Here is an 18,662-nt window from a genome sequence, read left to right on the forward strand (position 1 = left end):
TGAATTTCATGGAAAAATACAACCATGGATTTCACTACCACACCACATTTTAGATTACAAGAATTAACTCTTGAAAAGGGACTTGACGAACGCGTCAATGATGCCTTCATGCCATTTGCTGTTTGGTGGGAAAACTTAATACTTGCAGAAATTCCATTTTTTGGCCAAGGCATACCTATAGTGTTGATAATCCTAGTTTTCGGTGCGCTGTTCTTCACTGTTTACTTTTCCTTCGTCAATGTCAAATATTTCCCCACGGCCATACAAGTAGTACGCGGTAAGTATGATGATCTGGAAAGAGCCAAACAACCTGAAAAAGTCAATGTGTTACAAGTTGAAGGAGATGTCAAGGATACAATTAAAGATGAAAGTCATATTGGTGAGGTCAACCATTTTCAAGCCTTGGCAACAGCGGTTTCTGGTACTGTGGGATTAGGGAATATCGCTTTGGTGGCAGTTGCTATTTCCATTGGCGGCCCAGGAGTAACATTTTGGATGATTTTGGCTGGGCTGATCGGAATGTCTACAAAGTTTGTGGAATGTACCTTGGGTGTCGCATATAGGGATATTGATAAGGACGGTACTGTATTTGGTGGTCCAATGTACTATCTATCCAAAGGAATGAAGGAAAGGGGTTTGGGAAAACTAGGAAAGCTCTTAGCAGCAGTATTTGCCATTTTATGTGTGGGAGCTTCTTTTGGCGGGGGTAATGCTTTTCAGAGTAATCAAGCAGCAGCGCAGATAATAGAACAGTTTGGTTTAAGTGGGGATGCAACCGGCAGTATTATCGGATTGATATTTGCCATATGTGCGGGAATAGTAATTATTGGCGGTATCAAACGTATTGCGAAGGTTACAGAGAAGGTGGTTCCTTTTATGGCCATTTTATATGTAGGAGCGGCTTTGTTCATCATTTTTTCAAAAATAGAATTGGTGGATGATGTCTTCAAATTGATACTGACCGAAGCGTTTACACCCAAGGCCACCATTGCAGGTGGGTTTGTAGGGGTGTTTATCCAAGGATTTAGAAGAGCGGCATTTTCCAACGAGGCGGGCGCAGGCTCCGCAGCTATAGCGCACTCTGCGGTAAATACCGCTTTTCCTGCCTCAGAAGGTCTGGTTGGGCTCTTAGAACCATTTATTGATACGGTCTTGATATGTACCATCACAGCAGTTGTCATCATACTGTTCAATATGGATGGTGCTTTTGTTTACGGCAATGTGGTTAATGGACAGGCGATAATGAACGACGGGACTTTGCTTGGTGGCGTGAACATTACCTCCATGGCGTTTGAAAGTTCAATTAACGGATCGTCTTATGTGTTAATGGGGGCTGTATGTCTTTTTGCCTTTTCTACCATTTTGTCTTGGTCTTACTATGGGCTACAGGCTTGGAAATACCTATTTGGTCGTGGGAGATGGACGGATTTGACGTATAAAATCATATTTCTCCTGTTCACCGTGTTGGGTGCAGCCATCACAATGGACGCCGTAATAAAGTTCTCAGATGCTATGATTTTGGCATTGGTTTTTCCAAATATGATCGGATTGCTATTCCTTTACCCTAAAGTGAAATCTGAGTTTGACAAGTATTTGATTTTAATCCGTCCCAATAAGAGCAAGGTGTGATTTAGTGATCACCTCTTCCTAAGTAAGCGCGGATGGCACTGATTTGATTGGCATCATTGAAGGTAATTACGTCAACTACATAAAGTTCCTCAGTTTCGTTTACGGTAATTTTCAATTCTGCGGCAACGGTATCCGAGTTTTCGTAGGTTTGAAGGACATCGATGGCAATAGACTCAGCCGCTTCAAAGTTCTTTTGGGTCTCTTGAAGGGCCAATTTCTTGCCCTCAACCCTAATTTTCCAATCCCGAAGTATAATATCTTCAGCGAACAATTGGTTCATTGCATCTAGGTCTTTCTCGGCATATTTCTTTAGATAAAAAATACAGGTACATAAGTTGATACTTTTAGCCATTGATATGAATTGTCACTAGAATATTAAAAGTTGATTAATAATACTCAGTTTAGTGTAGATAGAAAAAAATCATTCTACCGGAATATGATGGTCTATGATTTCCTGATACTTTATGCGTAGGTTTTTGGGTAACTTGTTATGCTTGGGCAATGCGGCAAGATAACGATCTTCGTTAGTTGTGTACACCCTTTTTAGAATGGGATGGAAATTGCCCAATTTCTGGATTACTTCCTTGATAAATTCTTCGTGCTGTATCAAATCCTTGCTGCCTAAATGAAAAATCCCAGTTTTATCCCGATTGATGAGATAATGGATTTGCTGGGTCAGTCTATCGTCATTGGTCACATTCACGATTAGGTTCGGAAATACTTCAATGGGCTCATTGTTTTCCAACTGCGTCTTGATTTCCTTGACCCTGGGAGAGGTGTTTCCAAAAACCATTGGAACCCTGAGAATAGCGCATTTCTCTTTGGGTTGCCGCAGCATCATGTTTTCTATTTTTATTTTCAGACGACCGTAAACACTCTCAGAAAGTGTTTTGTCATATTCATAGGAAGGAAATTTACTGTAGGCGTCAAAAACATTTGCAGATGAGACAAAATAAAGCTTTGCATCGTGTTGGGCTAAATACTCCATGATATGTTGATGGGCCAATATTTGGGCTGTAAATTCTCCCCGTAGCGCTGATATTATAAAATCAGGACGGACGTGTTCCAAAATTCTGAAAATGTCGTCCTCCCTAAGGTCATATTGAAGGAACTGACCATTAGAACTGTAAATAGTACTGTGACAATAGGTGCCATAGGTATTGAAATAATTGCACAACTCCTTGTAAATGGCGTTGCCAATAAAACCGCTTGCACCGAGTATAAGTATCCTTTTCTTATCCAAAAAACCTAAAATATAGACAAACCAGTCTGGGTAGTCAATTGTTCCAAAGCCAGCATTCCCAGTTTGGAATTTCCTTTTTCATTAAGTCCAGGTGACCAAGTGGCCACACAAAATTGATTGGGTAACAGGGCTACAATACCACCCCCAACTCCACTTTTGCCAGGAAGCCCTACTTCAAAAGCAAATTCACCGGCCTCATCATAAAATCCACAGGTCAACATTATAGCATTGATTCTCTTTACCTGGGAGACATTGAGATAGTTGTTTTCTTGCAAACAATTACCTCTATTCATGAATATGTAAAAAACCTTTACCAACTGCTCACAATTCATCGCCACTGAACAGGAATGAAAATAAAAGTCCAGCACGCTGTCCACATCATGATTCAAGTTTCCATAGGACTTGATGAGATTGGCCGCGGCATAATTACCGAATCCGGTTTTTTTCTCTGAATCAGCTACATTCAAATCATAATCTATGGTGTTATCACCAGATATTGCTCGAATGTAGTTGATGAAATCGGCTTTTGGATGTTCTAGATGTTCAAGAAGGATATCACAAACAACTATGGCACCAGCATTGATCAGCGGATTTCTCGGAATCCCATTTTCCAACTCCAACAGGGACAAATGATTGAAAGGGTCTCCTGAAGGTTCCACATCCATTCGTTCCCAAAGGGCATCTCCAATTTTGGAAAAAGCAAGCGAGAGCAGTAAAACCTTTGAAATACTCTGAATCGAGAATTTCTCCTGTGCATCTCCTACAGAATAGGAGTTTTTTTCATTGTCCAATAGGGCAATGCCCAATTTGTTGATATCGATTTTGGACAATTCTGGGATGTAGTCCGCCACTTTGCCTTTATCGGAACTAGCTTTGATAGTCCCGTGTATTTTGTTCAAAATGGACTTATAGTCGCTCATTAGCCCTTATAAAACGGAAGTTTCACTACAGTTGCCTTTACTTGACTTTTCCGGATTTGAACAAAAATTTCCGAATCAACTTTAGAAAGCTCCTTTGGTACGTAGCCCAAACCAATACCTTTTGATAGCGATGGCGACATGGTTCCGGATGTTACTTTACCTATTTCATTTCCTTCGGCATCCACTATGGCATAGCCGCTTCTAGGGATACCTCTTTCTTCTAGCTGAAAAGCCACAAGTTTTCGCGTAACACCTTCTTCTTTTTGCGCTGCCAAGGCTTCATGATTCACAAATTCTTTAGTGAATTTGGTAATCCAACCAAGTCCGGCTTCCAATGGCGAAGTCGTGTCATCGATATCATTTCCATATAGGCAATATCCCATTTCCAATCGAAGGGTATCACGGGCCGCCAATCCAATAGGTTTGATGCCAAAATCAGCACCGGCTTCAAATACTTTGTCCCACACTTGTTGTACTTCTGAATTTTTGCAATAGATTTCAAATCCGCCAGACCCAGTATAACCCGTTGCAGAAATGATGACATGTTCCACACCAGCAAAATCAACAACCACAAAATTGTAGAATTTGATTTCAGTAAGGTCTATAGAAGACAAGGACTGCATTGCCTCAACTGCCTTAGGTCCCTGTATGGCCAATAAGGAATAGTCATCGGAAACATTTCTGATTTGTGCTCCAATGGCTTCATTGTATTTGGTGATATGCGCCCAGTCTTTATCAATATTACTTGCGTTGACTACCAAAAGATAGGTTTCCTCCTTTATCCGATAAACGATAAGATCATCAACAACACCTCCAGTTTCATTGGGGAAACAGCTGTATTGGGCTTTGCCTATTGTTAATTTGGATGCGTCATTGGAGGTGACTTTCTGAATAAGTTCCAAAGCTTTTGGACCTTCAATCAAGAATTCTCCCATGTGGGACACGTCAAAGACGCCAACAGCGGTTCTTACAGTTTCATGCTCAATGTTTACTCCTTCATAGGAGACGGGCATATTATAGCCCGCAAATGGTACCATTTTAGCTCCTAAAGCTATATGGGTTTCGGTCAATGCAGTAGACTTCATACGTTAATTTTCTGTGGTAAATTTATTTGAATTCACACAAAAAGCCATCCAAAATTGCGAATCTTTTAAACAATTGTTCCGCAGTACTAATTTGAACGATTTAAGAACCTAGTAGATGTGCCTTTAAGGCATCATATTGACCAATTTTTATCGATGTCTTTTTTTGGTCCATGACTTTTTTGATTTGGTCAGGAATCGCTGGTGAAATTTGCAAAGTTTCCTCAACTACATCCAAAAACTTAACAGGATGGGCCGTTTCTAGAAAAATTCCATAACAGTCAGGATTGGTATCCAGGTACTTTTTTAATCCAAGATATCCCACGGCACCATGTGGGTCCGTTACATAACCTGAATTCTTGTGGATGTGTTTCATGATGTCCTTTGTAGTCTCATCCGTAAAAGAGAAAGCACTTAAATTATGTTTTAGGAAATCAAAATTATCTTCGTATAAATGGCGTATACGGACAAAGTTGCTTGGATCACCTACATCCATGGCATTGGAAATAGTTGCAACGGATGGTAGCGGTTCATAACTGCCATTTTCCATGAAATTTGGAACTACTTTATTCGCATTGGTTGCAGCTATGAAGTGTTTTACTGGCATTCCCAATTTCTGTGCAACCATACCTGCGCAGATGTTCCCAAAATTCCCAGAAGGAACACTGAACACAATTTCCTTTCCTTCTTTTTTAGCTTGCTTAAAGGCAAAAAGGAAATAGAAGAGTTGAGGTAACCACCGTGCAATATTAATGCTGTTGGCCGATGTTAGTTTTTTAAAATCGGTGATGTCTTTGTCCAAAAAAGCAGTTTTGACCATTCGTTGGCAATCATCAAACGTACCATCCACTTCCATGGCTTCAATGTTTTGCCCTAATGTTGTTAACTGTTTTTCTTGAATTTCTGAAACTTTACCACTTGGATAAAGGATTACCACCTTCACACCCTTCACACCCAAAAATCCATTGGCAACAGCTCCACCTGTATCTCCGGAAGTAGCAACCAAAACCGTGACATCGGTTGATTCGCCTTCAGAAAAATGACCTAAACAATTGGCCATGAATCGTGCTCCGACGTCTTTGAATGCCATAGTTGGACCATGAAACAACTCCAAGGTGGCAATGTTTTCCTCAATAGGAACCACCGGAAATTCAAAATCCAAAACGTTTTCCAGAATTTGTCGTAGTGCTGCATCGGGGATAGCGTCTTCCACAAATTGGTGAATGGACTTGAATGCGATCTCCTGATTGGAATAGGTTTCAATATTCTCAAAAAAAGTGGCGGGTAAGGGTTCAATACGTTCCGGAAAATATAGGCCCTTGTCAGGTGCTATTCCTGCGATAACCGCTTCTTTGAAACTTGCTTGATTTTCAGGATTGTTTAGACTGTAGAATTTCATTGGTTATCTGATTTTTACACCGTGTGTATTCACCTTGGAGATATGGATGTCATAATCTATACCCACAGGTTCATAAGTTTTATGCATGGTTTGGGCAACATTTTTGGCCATGTCTTCACCTTTGCACAGAGTGAAAATTGAAGGTCCGGAACCTGAAATTCCACATCCCAATGCTCCTGCTTCCAAGCTGTTGTTTTTGATGGCATCGAACTCCGGAATCAAAATAGATCGTATGGGTTCAACAATATGATCCTCAAGAGACCTACCAATAAGTTCGTAATCGTTTTGAAACAAGCCCGCAACCAATCCTCCAAGATTTCCCCATTGACGGATTCCTTTTTCCAAAGTGATATTGGTCTTCAGAATTTTACGGGATTCTGATGTTTTGATTTCTATTTGTGGATGGATTACTGTGGCATATAATTCGGCAGGTGTAGGAATAGAAATGATATCTAAAGGGTCATAACTACGAACTAAGGTAAACCCTCCAAAAATTGCTGGAGCGACATTGTCCGCATGTGCAACATCACTAGCTAATTTTTCGCCCTCCATGGCAAATTGCACCAATTCCAGATTTGAAAACGGATTACCCAATAGGTGATTCATGGCCCATACAACACCAGCAGAGCTTGCAGCGCTACTTCCAATGCCACTACCTGGTTTTATGCGCTTATCAATTTCTATTTCAAAACCACCATCGTAATCACTTTTATCCAATAAAGTGAGACCGGCAACGCCGGCCACATTTTTATTGATTGCAGTAGGCAGGTCTTGACCTGTTATTTTGGTGATTTTGATTCCTTTTTCAGGTGTTTTACGAACAATCATTTCGTCACCAACCGCATCCAAGGCCAGACCAAGCACATCAAAACCACAGGATACATTTGCAATGGTGGCGGGGCAGAAAACTTTTATTGCATCCATATTAAAAATTTCCAATTCGTATTATATCCGCAAAGATACCGGAAGCGGTCACTTCCGCACCTGCACCCGCTCCTTTAATGATCAAAGGCTGATTTGGATAACGCTCCGTAAAAAACAAAACGATATTGTCACTTCCTTCCAAATTGTAAAAATCATGTCCCTTAGGAATGTTCTGTAGACCTACTTTTGCTTTTCCATCCTCAAATTGGGCCACGTATTTTAATTTACTATCTACCTCCGATGCCTTTTTATATAAGGATTGAAATCCTGCTTCATTTTTTTTCAAAGTCTCAAAAAAAGCTGCGTTGGAATTAGTTTCCAAACTTTCCTTAGGTAAGAACGATTCATTTTCTATTTGACCAATATCCAACTGGTTGCCACTTTCACGCGCCAAAATCAAGATCTTTCGCATTACATCAATTCCACTGAGGTCTATGGTCGGGTCTGGTTCTGTATATCCTTGTTCTTGGGCTTGTTTTACGATATCGTGAAAAGTTACGTGATCATTGAAATTGTTAAAGACAAAATTTAAACTACCGGATAAAACGGCTTGTATTTTGTTGACCTTGTCTCCTGAAGCGATTAAGTTTTTTAGTGTATCGATAATTGGAAGTCCAGCACCGACATTTGTTTCAAAGAGGAATGGTGCATTATATTTTTTGGACAATTGTTTTAATTCCTGGTAAAAACCATAATCTGAACTACACGCGATTTTATTACAGGTAACTACAGCGATACTGTTTTTAAGATAATCTGGATATGAATCCGCAACCAGATTACTAGCCGTATTGTCAACAAAGACGCTGTTTCGAAAATTAAGTGCCGTTACGATATCGAAGAACTTGCTTTTATCTGCATTTTGACCTTTAGCCAATGTAGCTTCCCAGTCATTTAGATTGATTCCTTCTTCATCAAAAGCCATAGTCCGTGAATTACTGATCCCAATGACTCGAAGATTCAGTTGAAGTTCATCTTTTAGGTATTCCCGTTGTTGTCGAATTTGTTCCAGGAACTTGGAACCGACATTACCAACACCCATCACAAACAAATTCAACTGTTTTATATTTTCTTCGAAGAATTCCTCATGCAGGGAATTCAGGGCTTTTTTTACATCCGACTTTTTAATGACCGCCGAGATGTTACGTTCAGAAGCACCTTGTGCAATTGCCCTGATATTGACATTGTTTCTACCGAGAGTACTGAACATTTTACCGCTCAACCCCTGGTGACTTTTCATATTATCACCAACCAACGCAATTATCGTCAGCTCTTTTTCCACAAGCACAGGCTTTATCTTTTTACGGGCCATTTCAAATTCGAACGCCTGCGAGACAGCATCCACGGCACGGTCTACATCCTCGTCAGCTATTGCAACACAAATGGAGTGTTCAGAGGAAGCTTGGGTAATTAACACAACGCTGATACTCTCCATGGAAAGTGTTTCAAAAAAACGTTTGGATATGCCCGGTATTCCAATCATTCCTGGTCCTTCCAAGGAAAGAAGGCTAATATTACCAACATGGCTGATACCTCTTACTGTCTTGCCTTCGCCATTGGTATTTTTGGTAATTCGAGTGCCTTCATCATTTGGACTGAACGTATTTTTTATAACAATTGGAATCTCTTTTCCCAAAACGGGTTGAATGGTAGGAGGGTAGAGGACTTTTGCTCCAAAATGCGATAATTCCATGGCTTCTTCATAACTAATGTGGGATACGCACTTTGCTTGTTTTACCAATTTTGGGTTGGCTGTATACATCCCACTTACATCTGTCCAGATTTCCAGAATAGTAGCATCTATGGCAGCAGCGATTATGGCGGCTGTAAAATCTGAGCCACCTCGCCCCAATGTAGTTGAATTACTGCTGTTACTAGAGGCAACAAACCCTGGAAGGACAAAAACTTGCTCTTGCGCCATTTTAAAATGACTTTGACAATTACTATTGGTTTTATCGAAATCAACTGTGGCCTTGCCATAATTTTCATTCGTAACAATTAATTGTCTACTGTCCGTAAAGGTTGCATTCATACCTTCAGCAATAAAGAACTCACTGATTATGAAAGAAGAAAGTAATTCTCCATAACTAACGATTTTATCTGATAGTTTAGGGGTAACTTCTCCAATTAGATATGAACCCTCCAAAAGTGTTTCCAAAACATTGAGGTCACTTTTAACTTTGCTCAAGACGGCACTTTGTTTTTGCACAGGTAAAAGTTCCTTAATGGCATTGATGTGCCTTTGCTCTAGCTCTTTTAAACCTTTATGGTAATCGAGATTTTGTTCTGAGGCAAGTCGCAATGTATCTAGGAGCACATCTGTTACGCCACCAAAAGCTGAGACTACGACTACCTTTTTTCCATCGTCTTTTCCTTGGACTATGGATTTGACTTTATTTATATTTTCTGGATTAGCAACTGAAGTGCCTCCAAATTTTAGGACTTTCATGATTGTTAGAATGTAAAATGTTGAAATGAATGTATGGGACGGACGGAAATAATATATAAACTACCCCAAAGGGGTGATAGTAGTCAATGTGAAGATGGATGAAGTAGTGTTCATCTTTACAATTGTGATATCCGTTGGTTTAACTTGCATTATACATTAATCAGGTTCAAAAGTAGTATTTTTGAGAGCTTCCTCAAATGATTCGAAGATTTTTACGAAATCCATAGCAATTGTTATTTTTTCTTATTGAATGAAAATTTTTACCGCACAGCAAATCTATCAAGCTGATAAATTCACAATTGAGCATCAGCAAATATCAAGCGATCAACTTATGGAAAGGGCTGCAATCCAACTTTTTGAATGGATGCATTCCAGGTTACAAGGAGCTGAAGTCATAATACAATTGTTTTGTGGAATAGGAAACAACGGGGGTGATGGTATTGCATTGGCCCGATTGCTAAAGGAAGCAGGGTACACTATTCAAGTACATGTGGTCAATTACAGTGAAACCCGATCCAAGGATTTTTTATTGAATCTCGAGCGCCTAAAGGATCGCAAAATATGGCCCGATTTTATCAATGACGACAGTTCACTTCCCGAAATATCACCCAATGATATTATTGTGGATGCGATTTTTGGGATAGGTTTAAATCGAGAGCCAAGTGATTGGGTGGGGAAATTGATTCAACATATTAACCAATCGCAGGCATTCGTTCTATCAGTTGATATTCCTTCCGGATTACCAGCGTCACAGGTCCCTAGTACTACGGATCATGTGATTAGAGCTAGCTATGTTTTGAGTATTCAGTTACCTAAACTCGTGTTTTTCTTGCCAGAAACGGGAGTTTACCTTAATCAATGGGAATTGCTGGATATTGGATTGAATACTGGTTTTTTGGGACCTGAACAAGTAGCATTTCACTTTGTGACCCTGCCAGAAGTGCAAAGCATGTATCGCCCCAGATTAAAGTTTTCACATAAAGGAACCTATGGTCATTCCGTTATCGTAGGAGGGAGTTATGGAAAAATTGGCGCAGTACAGATGGCTGCAGACGCATGTCTTCGCGCAGGAAGTGGTTTAGTTACTGCCTATATTCCCGAATGTGGCTACGAATCCATACAGACCGCTCTTCCGGAGGCGATGGTACTCACAGATGAAGAGGATAATTTTTTGACTTCAATTGATATACCTTTTGATCCTAGTGCCATAGGAATAGGAATAGGAATGGGTACCGGTGAAAAGGTCGTAAAGGCATTTGAAAGTTTTCTGAAAAAAACGGATCAGCCTTTGGTTATTGATGCTGATGGCCTCAATATACTTTCCAAAAAACCTGAGCTGTTCAAATATGTGCCAAAAGCATCAATATTAACACCACATCCGAAGGAATTACAAAGGATGATTGGCGATTGGAAAGATGATTTTGATAAGCTGGAAAAGGCTAAGGCATTGGCCACAAAGTATGGAATTGTGTTAGTATTAAAGGGTGTACACACAATTACATTATACAATGGATTGGGCTATATAAATAGTACAGGAAACCCAGGAATGGCAACTGCAGGAAGTGGTGATGTGTTGACAGGGATACTGACCGGATTAATTGCTCAAGGATATGATTCACTACAAGCAGCAATCTTTGGTGTATACCTTCATGGTTTGGCAGGCGATGTCACCGCAAGCATTGAAAGTTACGATGCCGTGAAAGCCACGGGAATCATTTCTAATATTGGTAAAGCGTATTTGGAATTGTTTAAAAGACCTGAAGTGGAAGGTGGCAATACTGCCTAAACCTTATCTTTTTTCTTTCCTTTTCTGAGTTTTTTCTTCACCCAGGCAAGGGCATTATCGAACTCAATAAAGAATTCCATGTTCTTTTTATAGAACAATTTCTCAATCTTGAAATTATGCATATCGATTTCCTTCTTGGAAACGATGGCGAATGCCTTCAGGTTTTCCATACCTCGAAGGTAATTGTAAATAGTGGGGTCAACGGCATAGGAATTTTTTCTTAGACTGATATAGCCGAAGTTCTTTTCCCTAAAATGTATTTCTGATATACCGATGATTTGATAGGCTCTTTCCAGTGTCATCGTGGCGCCTTCTTCAAAAGTTGCCACCATGTAATCCTCAAACACTTGCACGGTACCAATGTCTAACTGGTATTCACGTACAATAATAGCCTTCTTATTAGAAGCAATTCTCATTCCCCAAAATTATAGTGTCTCTTCTGCGAAGGTATATTGAAGCTGTTCTGGGTTGAAAAAATTTAGATTAAAAGCGTAAATATCGTTTGTATGGTAAAATCGCAAATAAAAAGAGCCGGCGTTGGCCGGCTCTACATCTATTTGTTGAAGAAAATTACTGTTCCGCCTCAGGCGATTTTTCTTGCTTTTTGATTTTGATTGTAAGCTCCTCTTTTTTCTCGTCAAGGTCCATATAGATACTGTCACCTTCTTCGAGTTTGGAGTTTACGATTTCCTCCGCTAGAGCATCTTCAATATACTTCTGGATTGCTCTTTTCAAAGGTCTTGCACCATATTGCTTGTCAAATCCTTTTTCGGCAATATAGTCCTTGGCTTTTTTGGATAACTTTAGATCATAGCCAATATCTTTGATGCGTTTGAACAATTTGTCCAATTCAATATCAATGATTTTGTGAATATCCTCACGCTCCAATGGATTGAACACAATTACATCGTCAATTCTATTCAAGAATTCAGGGGCAAAGGCCTTTTTAAGTGCATTTTCAATGACACTTTTCTGATGGCTATCTGCCTGTGCTTTTTTCGCCGCTGTGCCGAAACCAACACCTTGACCAAAATCCTTCAATTGTCGTGCACCAATATTGGACGTCATAATGATAATGGTGTTCCTAAAATCGATTTTTCGACCAAGACTATCCGTTAAATAACCATCGTCAAGTACCTGAAGCAACATATTGAAAACATCAGGGTGCGCTTTTTCAACCTCATCCAAGAGTATAACCGAATAAGGTTTGCGTCGTACTTTTTCCGTCAATTGGCCTCCTTCTTCGTAACCAACATATCCGGGAGGAGCACCAACCAATCTGGAAATCGCGAATTTTTCCATGTACTCGCTCATGTCTATACGGATAAGTGCATCTTCAGAATCGAATAATTCCTTGGCTAATATTTTGGCCAGTTGGGTTTTACCCACACCTGTTTGTCCTAAGAAGATAAATGATCCAATAGGTTTATTAGGGTCTTTTAATCCAGCTCTATTACGTTGAATGGCCTTGGCAACCTTTGCAACCGCTTCATCCTGACCAATTACAAACCCTTTGATGAGTTCAGGTAATTCGGCAAGCTTATTGCTTTCAGTTTGCGCAATTCTATTTACTGGAATTCCACTCATCATGGAAACAACATCGGCAACATTATCCTCAGAAACGGTTTCTCTGTGGAGTTTGCTTTCTTCTTCCCAACGTTCCTGGGCAGAAGCCAATTCTTTTTCTAAACGCTTTTCATCATCCCGCAGTTTTGCAGCTTCTTCATATTTCTGTTTCTTAACTACGCTATTCTTTAACTCGCGAACGTCTTCCAACTGATTCTCCAACTCCAATATCTGCTTTGGCACATCCATATTAATAATGTGTACCCTGGAACCAGCTTCGTCTAAGGCGTCAATAGCCTTGTCCGGAAGAAAACGGTCTGTCATGTACCGGTTCGTCAACTTAACACATGCAACGATGGCATCGTCCGTGTAATTGACGTTATGGTGATCTTCGTATTTCCCTTTGATATTCATAAGGATTTCGATGGTTTCTTCCACAGTAGTCGGTTCTACCATCACCTTTTGGAAACGACGTTCCAATGCCCCATCCTTTTCGATATACTGTCTGTATTCGTCCAAGGTGGTTGCGCCTATACATTGGATTTCACCTCTTGCCAAGGCTGGTTTGAACATATTAGATGCGTCCAAACTTCCTGTAGCGCCGCCAGCACCAACTATGGTGTGGATTTCATCAATGAAGAGGATGATATCATCATTTTTCTCCAATTCGTTCATCACAGCTTTCATGCGCTCCTCAAACTGTCCTCTATATTTTGTGCCAGCCACCAAAGAAGCTAAGTCAAGCGTTACAACCCTTTTGTTATAGAGAATTCGCGATACCTTCTTATTTATGATACGCAAAGCAAGACCTTCGGCAATGGCACTTTTACCAACACCTGGTTCTCCAATCAATAATGGGTTATTTTTCTTTCTACGACTAAGAATCTGTGATACACGTTCAATTTCTTTTTCACGCCCAACCACAGGATCTAATTTGTTATCCTCAGCCAATCTTGTTAGGTCCCTTCCAAAATTGTCCAAAACAGGAGTTTTGGACTTCTTGCTACCTTTTTGGGAAGAGCTTGAACCAAAACTACTTTCCTTGGAATCACCAGTTTCTTCTGGATCACTAGGGAAAGATTCCGCTTGGGGTGCATCCAAATAGTCATCATCGCTGGTAATCATGGATTTAAACTGCTCCTTGACATTGTCATAATCCACCTTCAATTTATGCAACAGCTTTGTTGTTGGATCATTTTCATTTCTCAAAATACACAGTAACAAATGCGCTGTGTTAATTGAGGAGCTTTGAAACAGCTTTGCCTCAAGAAAAGTAGTCTTGAGGGCACGTTCTGCTTGTCTGGTCAAATGAAGATTCTTTTTGTCTTTTTGGGTAGTTCCGGTATTGGGGTTTGCTGGGCTAAGAATTTCGACCTTTCTTCTCAAATGGTCCAAATCCACGTCCAAGGCGTCCAAAATGTTAATGGCTTTGCCATTGCCATCACGTAAAAGACCTAGCATCAGATGTTCCGTTCCAATAAAATCATGGCCCAATCTTAGGGCCTCTTCCTTGCTGTATGCTATTACGTCCTTTACTCTTGGGGAAAAATTATCATCCATAGGCTTCCTTTTCAGCAATTAAAATTAATAAAACTATCATTACAGTAGTCAAATACCATACCCATATTCGATAAAGATGTAGTAATTGTCGAAATAAAGTTCATTTTATTAACGCATTAACATAGGTTTATCATATACATCGAATAATAAATTATACTGTTGATAATTTTTTTAATAAAGTAGCCGGCAAGTGTTTTGAAAGGGGCGATTTTGCGTATATTGGCGTGATATTTTAACCACAAAAAACAAGAAGATTTTAGCATGGCGGAAGGAGAAAAGTTAATTCCTATCAACATAGATGATGAGATGAAATCTGCCTACATTGATTATTCAATGTCGGTCATTGTGTCACGTGCACTGCCAGATGTAAGGGACGGTCTTAAACCTGTGCACAGAAGAGTGCTTTTTGGAATGCACGAATTAGGGGTTAGATCAACTAGTGCCCATAAGAAATCTGCGCGTATTGTGGGGGAAGTACTCGGTAAGTACCACCCGCATGGTGATACCTCTGTTTATGATACCATGGTACGTATGGCCCAGGAATGGAGCCTTCGATATATGTTGATTGACGGACAGGGTAACTTTGGTTCAGTGGATGGTGACAGTCCGGCAGCAATGCGTTATACGGAAGCACGTATGCGCAAGATTGCGGATGATATGTTGGCAGATATTGACAAGGATACCGTTGATCATCAGCTAAACTTTGACGATTCGCTAAAAGAGCCCACGGTATTGCCTGCCCGTATTCCAAATCTATTGGTTAATGGGGCATCCGGTATAGCAGTTGGTATGGCGACCAATATGCCACCACATAATTTATCGGAAGTTGTAGATGGTACTGTAGCTTACATCGATAACAAGGATATTGAAATCGACGAGCTGATTACCCACATCAAAGCTCCTGATTTTCCAACAGGAGGTATTATCTACGGTTATGATGGCGTAAAGGAAGCTTTCCATACAGGAAGAGGGCGTGTTGTAATGCGTGCGAAAGCAAGCTTTGAGGAAGTTCAAGGTAGAGAATGCATCATTGTAACAGAAATTCCTTATCAAGTCAATAAGGCCGATATGATCAAAAAGACGGCCGACCTGATTAATGATAAAAAGATTGAGGGTATTTCAGCTATCCGTGACGAATCGGATAGAAAGGGAATGCGAATTGTATACATCCTTAAGCGCGATGCCATTCCGAACATCGTACTGAACATGTTGTACAAATACACAGCACTTCAATCTTCTTTTAGTGTTAACAATATTGCCTTAGTAAAAGGTAGACCAAAATTGTTGAACCTGAAGGAGATTATTGGTCATTTTGTGGACCACAGGCATGAAGTGGTTGTCCGCAGAACCAAATTTGAATTAAAAAAGGCGGAAGATCGTGCACACATCCTTGAAGGATTGATTATCGCTTCTGATAATATTGATGAGGTTATTGCCATCATCCGTGGCTCTTCTAATGTTGATGAGGCTCGCAACAGTTTAATGGAACGCTTTAAGCTGACTGAAATCCAAGCCAAGGCAATCGTGGAAATGCGACTGCGTCAACTAACAGGTCTGGAACAAGACAAGTTGCGTGAAGAATATGATGAACTTTTAAAGACCATTGAGGATTTAAAGGACATCTTGGACAAGAAAGAACGCCGAATGGATATCATCAAGGAAGAACTTCTTGAAGTAAAAGAGAAGTACGGTGATGAAAGACGTTCGGAAATCAATTTTGCTGGAGGTGATTTAAGCATTGAGGATATGATTCCAGACGAGCAGGTGGTTATTACCATTTCACATGCTGGATACATCAAAAGAACGCCACTTACGGAATACAAGACACAAAATAGAGGCGGTGTAGGCCAAAAAGCCTCGTCTACTCGAAATGAGGATTTCTTGGAACACCTTTTTGTTGGTACCAATCACCAGTACATGCTTTTCTTTACACAGAAAGGAAAATGCTTCTGGATGCGCGTTTATGAAATTCCTGAAGGAAGCCGTACTTCCAAAGGAAGAGCAATCCAAAACCTAATCAATATTGAAAAAGAGGATAAGGTCAAGGCATTTATCTGTACACAAGATTTAAAGGATGAAGATTATGTAAATAGTCATTATGTAATCATGGCCACCAAAAAAGGAACGGTCAAGAAAACTTCATTGGAACAATATTCTAGACCACGACAAAACGGAATCAACGCAATTACAATTCGTGAAGAAGACGAATTGCTAGAAGCTAAATTGACTACCGGTACCAGTCAGATATTTTTAGGATTGAAATCGGGGAAGGCCATTCGATTTGAAGAAGGTAAGACGCGGCCAATGGGAAGAAATGCTGCAGGTGTCCGTGGAATTACCTTAGCTGATGATGCAGATGAGGTTATTGGAATGGTTTCAGTGCATAATTTTGAGGACGATATCTTAGTGGTTTCTGAAAATGGCTACGGAAAACGTTCGACCATTGAAGACTACCGGGTTACAAACAGAGGTGGAAAAGGTGTTAAAACCATTTCTATAACGGATAAAACCGGTGGATTGGTTGCCATTAAGAACGTTTCGGATACCGATGATTTGATGATTATCAATAAATCAGGTATAGCCATTAGAATGAGTGTTGAGGATTTACGCGTTATGGGTAGGGCTACTCAAGGTGTTAGATTGATCAATCTCAAAGGAAATGATTCCATTGCTGCAGTTGCCAAAGTAATGAAAGATGAAGACGCAATGGACGAGGCTGATATCCTTGATATTGAGGTCAATGGAGAAAATGGCACAGCTATTGATAATACAACCGATGATAAAAAAGAGTAATCAATAAACACTAATAATTAATTTAAAGATGAAAGCTAAAGTTTTACTAATAATTGCCCTTGGAGTTTCCACATTTGGTTTTTCGCAGAAGAACGAGATCAAGGCAGCTGAAAAAGCATTCAAGGCAGGTGATGCTGAAAGTGCTAAAGCTTCATTGGAAAGTGCCGCATCCTTGATTGATAACGCCGACCCAAGAATGCAAGCGCAATATTATGCCATAAAAGGAAATGTATACTCCGATTTGGCTAAAAAAGGGAATAATGATGCATTCCAACCAGCAATCGATGCTTATAATAAAGTGATTTCTGTAGAGGAGGCAAGTGGAAAAGAGAAGTATACTACCGTAGCTGCACAGGGCCTTGCACAGATTACAGCAGATATTGTAAATGCTGCTGTAGCCGATAATGGAAATAAGGACTTTGAAGCCGCAGCAGATAAATTGTATATGGGATACCAGTTGAGCCCAACAGATACACTTTATCTATACTATGCCGCTAGTAGTGCAGTAAATGGACAGCACTATGATAAAGCCCTTAGCTTTTACAATGAATTGAAGGATTTGGGCTATGACGGAAGCGGGGTAACCTATACTGCCGTGAATGCACAGACCGGTGAAGTTGAGACCATGGACAAAACAACAAGGGACCTTTATGTCAAAGCTGGAACCCACAAGGATCCAAAAGATGACAAGACTCCATCCAAAAAAGCTGAAATTGTTAAGAACATTGCACTGATTTATCAGCAACTTGGTGATAATGAAAAAGCATTGGCAGCTTATGCAGACGCAAGAGCAGTGGATGCTAACGATGTTAATTTGGTATTAGGTGAAGCTAACTTGTACTATGCCATGGGGCAGAAAGACAAGTTCAAGGAATTGATGGGACAAGCCTCTGATATGGCTCCTGACAATGCCGATCTTCTATACAATATTGGTGTGATCAATATGGAGCAAGGTAACTTGGAAGATGCTAGAGCAGCGTACAAAAAAACCTTGGCCGTGGATCCAGGCTATATCAATGCAATTTTGAACCTATCAACAACATACGTGAATGAAGGAAACGGATTGATTGATGAGATGAACTCTTTAGGAAGTTCCAGAACTGATATTGCCCGTTACGATGAATTGAAGCAACAAAAGGATGACCTTTTCTTGGAAGGTGCAAAAATCTTGGAAGATGCTTTAAACTCAAACCCTGACAACCAAAGTGTTTTAACACAATTGAAAAACATCTATGGTGCATTAGGAGATACAGATAACTTTATGCGCGTAAAGAAGTTGCTTGGCGAATAAGTTAATTCAGTAAATACAATAAA

The 18,662-nt window shown here is 40.1% G+C and carries 13 protein-coding genes; 4 read left to right on the top strand and 9 right to left on the bottom strand.

What is annotated here, in order from left to right; translation table 11 throughout:
* The first annotated feature begins 24 nt into the window (after positions 1 to 24).
* Complete coding sequence (locus M3P19_RS15360; protein ID WP_249658578.1) at positions 25 to 1,629, top strand: alanine/glycine:cation symporter family protein; 1,605 nt, start codon at positions 25 to 27, stop codon at positions 1,627 to 1,629.
* Position 1,630: 1 nt separating this feature from the next.
* Here the strand turns inward: M3P19_RS15360 and M3P19_RS15365 are convergent, their stop codons facing one another.
* The 7 genes from M3P19_RS15365 to thrA form a co-directional block, all read right to left on the bottom strand.
* On the bottom strand, positions 1,631 to 1,981 hold the full coding sequence (locus tag M3P19_RS15365; protein WP_249658579.1) for a nuclear transport factor 2 family protein: 351 nt from the start codon (positions 1,979 to 1,981) through the stop codon (positions 1,631 to 1,633).
* A 69-nt stretch (positions 1,982 to 2,050) separates the two neighbouring features.
* Positions 2,051 to 2,872 carry a sugar nucleotide-binding protein gene (locus M3P19_RS15370; RefSeq protein ID WP_249658580.1) on the bottom strand — a complete coding sequence of 274 codons (822 nt, stop codon included), beginning with the start codon at positions 2,870 to 2,872 and terminating at the stop codon, positions 2,051 to 2,053.
* 5 nt (positions 2,873 to 2,877) lie between these two features.
* Positions 2,878 to 3,792, bottom strand: coding sequence for a glutaminase (locus M3P19_RS15375; RefSeq protein ID WP_249658581.1), 915 nt, complete (start codon positions 3,790 to 3,792; stop codon positions 2,878 to 2,880).
* Positions 3,792 to 4,877: a glycine cleavage system aminomethyltransferase GcvT gene (gcvT, locus tag M3P19_RS15380; protein WP_249658582.1), complete on the bottom strand. Its 1,086-nt coding sequence runs from the start codon at positions 4,875 to 4,877 to the stop codon at positions 3,792 to 3,794. The genes M3P19_RS15375 and gcvT overlap by 1 nt, the downstream gene beginning before the upstream one ends.
* A 100-nt stretch (positions 4,878 to 4,977) precedes the next feature.
* Positions 4,978 to 6,273 (bottom strand): threonine synthase, encoded by a 1,296-nt coding sequence (thrC, locus tag M3P19_RS15385; protein ID WP_249658583.1) that lies wholly within the window; start codon positions 6,271 to 6,273, stop codon positions 4,978 to 4,980.
* A gap of 3 nt (positions 6,274 to 6,276) precedes the next feature.
* Complete coding sequence (locus tag M3P19_RS15390; RefSeq protein ID WP_249658584.1) at positions 6,277 to 7,197, bottom strand: homoserine kinase; 921 nt, start codon at positions 7,195 to 7,197, stop codon at positions 6,277 to 6,279.
* Between the two features lies 1 nt (position 7,198).
* Complete coding sequence (thrA, locus tag M3P19_RS15395) at positions 7,199 to 9,643, bottom strand: bifunctional aspartate kinase/homoserine dehydrogenase I (protein WP_249658585.1); 2,445 nt, start codon at positions 9,641 to 9,643, stop codon at positions 7,199 to 7,201.
* Between the two features lie 250 nt (positions 9,644 to 9,893).
* Between thrA and M3P19_RS15400 the strand changes: the two genes are divergently transcribed.
* Positions 9,894 to 11,429 carry an NAD(P)H-hydrate dehydratase gene (locus M3P19_RS15400; protein ID WP_249658586.1) on the top strand — a complete coding sequence of 512 codons (1,536 nt, stop codon included), beginning with the start codon at positions 9,894 to 9,896 and terminating at the stop codon, positions 11,427 to 11,429.
* Here M3P19_RS15400 and M3P19_RS15405 read toward each other — a convergent pair.
* Positions 11,426 to 11,845 carry an STAS/SEC14 domain-containing protein gene (locus tag M3P19_RS15405; protein WP_249658587.1) on the bottom strand — a complete coding sequence of 140 codons (420 nt, stop codon included), beginning with the start codon at positions 11,843 to 11,845 and terminating at the stop codon, positions 11,426 to 11,428. The two genes, M3P19_RS15400 and M3P19_RS15405, sit on opposite strands and share 4 nt — an antisense overlap.
* 154 nt (positions 11,846 to 11,999) lie before the next feature.
* A complete protein-coding gene (locus M3P19_RS15410; protein ID WP_249658588.1) occupies positions 12,000 to 14,555 on the bottom strand; it encodes an ATP-dependent Clp protease ATP-binding subunit in 2,556 nt (851 codons plus the stop codon).
* Between the two features lie 261 nt (positions 14,556 to 14,816).
* On the opposite strand from M3P19_RS15410, the gene gyrA reads away from it, so the two are divergent.
* On the top strand, positions 14,817 to 17,348 hold the full coding sequence (gene gyrA / locus M3P19_RS15415; RefSeq protein ID WP_249658589.1) for a DNA gyrase subunit A: 2,532 nt from the start codon (positions 14,817 to 14,819) through the stop codon (positions 17,346 to 17,348).
* Between the two features lie 28 nt (positions 17,349 to 17,376).
* Positions 17,377 to 18,639: a tetratricopeptide repeat protein gene (locus tag M3P19_RS15420; protein ID WP_249658590.1), complete on the top strand. Its 1,263-nt coding sequence runs from the start codon at positions 17,377 to 17,379 to the stop codon at positions 18,637 to 18,639.
* Positions 18,640 to 18,662: the final 23 nt, after the last annotated feature.

The sequence above is a fragment of the Flagellimonas spongiicola genome, assembly GCF_023502425.1.
Classification (GTDB): Bacteria; Bacteroidota; Bacteroidia; order Flavobacteriales; family Flavobacteriaceae; genus Flagellimonas; species Flagellimonas spongiicola.

Coding starts and splice junctions, on each gene's coding strand:
- M3P19_RS15405 (WP_249658587.1), bottom strand. CDS start 11,845: ATGAGAATTGCTTCTAATAAGAAGGCTATTATTGTACGTGAATACCAG.
- M3P19_RS15360 (WP_249658578.1), top strand. CDS start 25: ATGGATTTCACTACCACACCACATTTTAGATTACAAGAATTAACTCTT.
- M3P19_RS15400 (WP_249658586.1), top strand. CDS start 9,894: ATGAAAATTTTTACCGCACAGCAAATCTATCAAGCTGATAAATTCACA.
- M3P19_RS15375 (WP_249658581.1), bottom strand. CDS start 3,792: ATGAGCGACTATAAGTCCATTTTGAACAAAATACACGGGACTATCAAA.
- thrC (WP_249658583.1), bottom strand. CDS start 6,273: ATGAAATTCTACAGTCTAAACAATCCTGAAAATCAAGCAAGTTTCAAA.
- thrA (WP_249658585.1), bottom strand. CDS start 9,643: ATGAAAGTCCTAAAATTTGGAGGCACTTCAGTTGCTAATCCAGAAAAT.
- gyrA (WP_249658589.1), top strand. CDS start 14,817: ATGGCGGAAGGAGAAAAGTTAATTCCTATCAACATAGATGATGAGATG.
- M3P19_RS15365 (WP_249658579.1), bottom strand. CDS start 1,981: ATGGCTAAAAGTATCAACTTATGTACCTGTATTTTTTATCTAAAGAAA.
- gcvT (WP_249658582.1), bottom strand. CDS start 4,877: ATGAAGTCTACTGCATTGACCGAAACCCATATAGCTTTAGGAGCTAAA.
- M3P19_RS15390 (WP_249658584.1), bottom strand. CDS start 7,197: ATGGATGCAATAAAAGTTTTCTGCCCCGCCACCATTGCAAATGTATCC.
- M3P19_RS15420 (WP_249658590.1), top strand. CDS start 17,377: ATGAAAGCTAAAGTTTTACTAATAATTGCCCTTGGAGTTTCCACATTT.
- M3P19_RS15410 (WP_249658588.1), bottom strand. CDS start 14,555: ATGGATGATAATTTTTCCCCAAGAGTAAAGGACGTAATAGCATACAGC.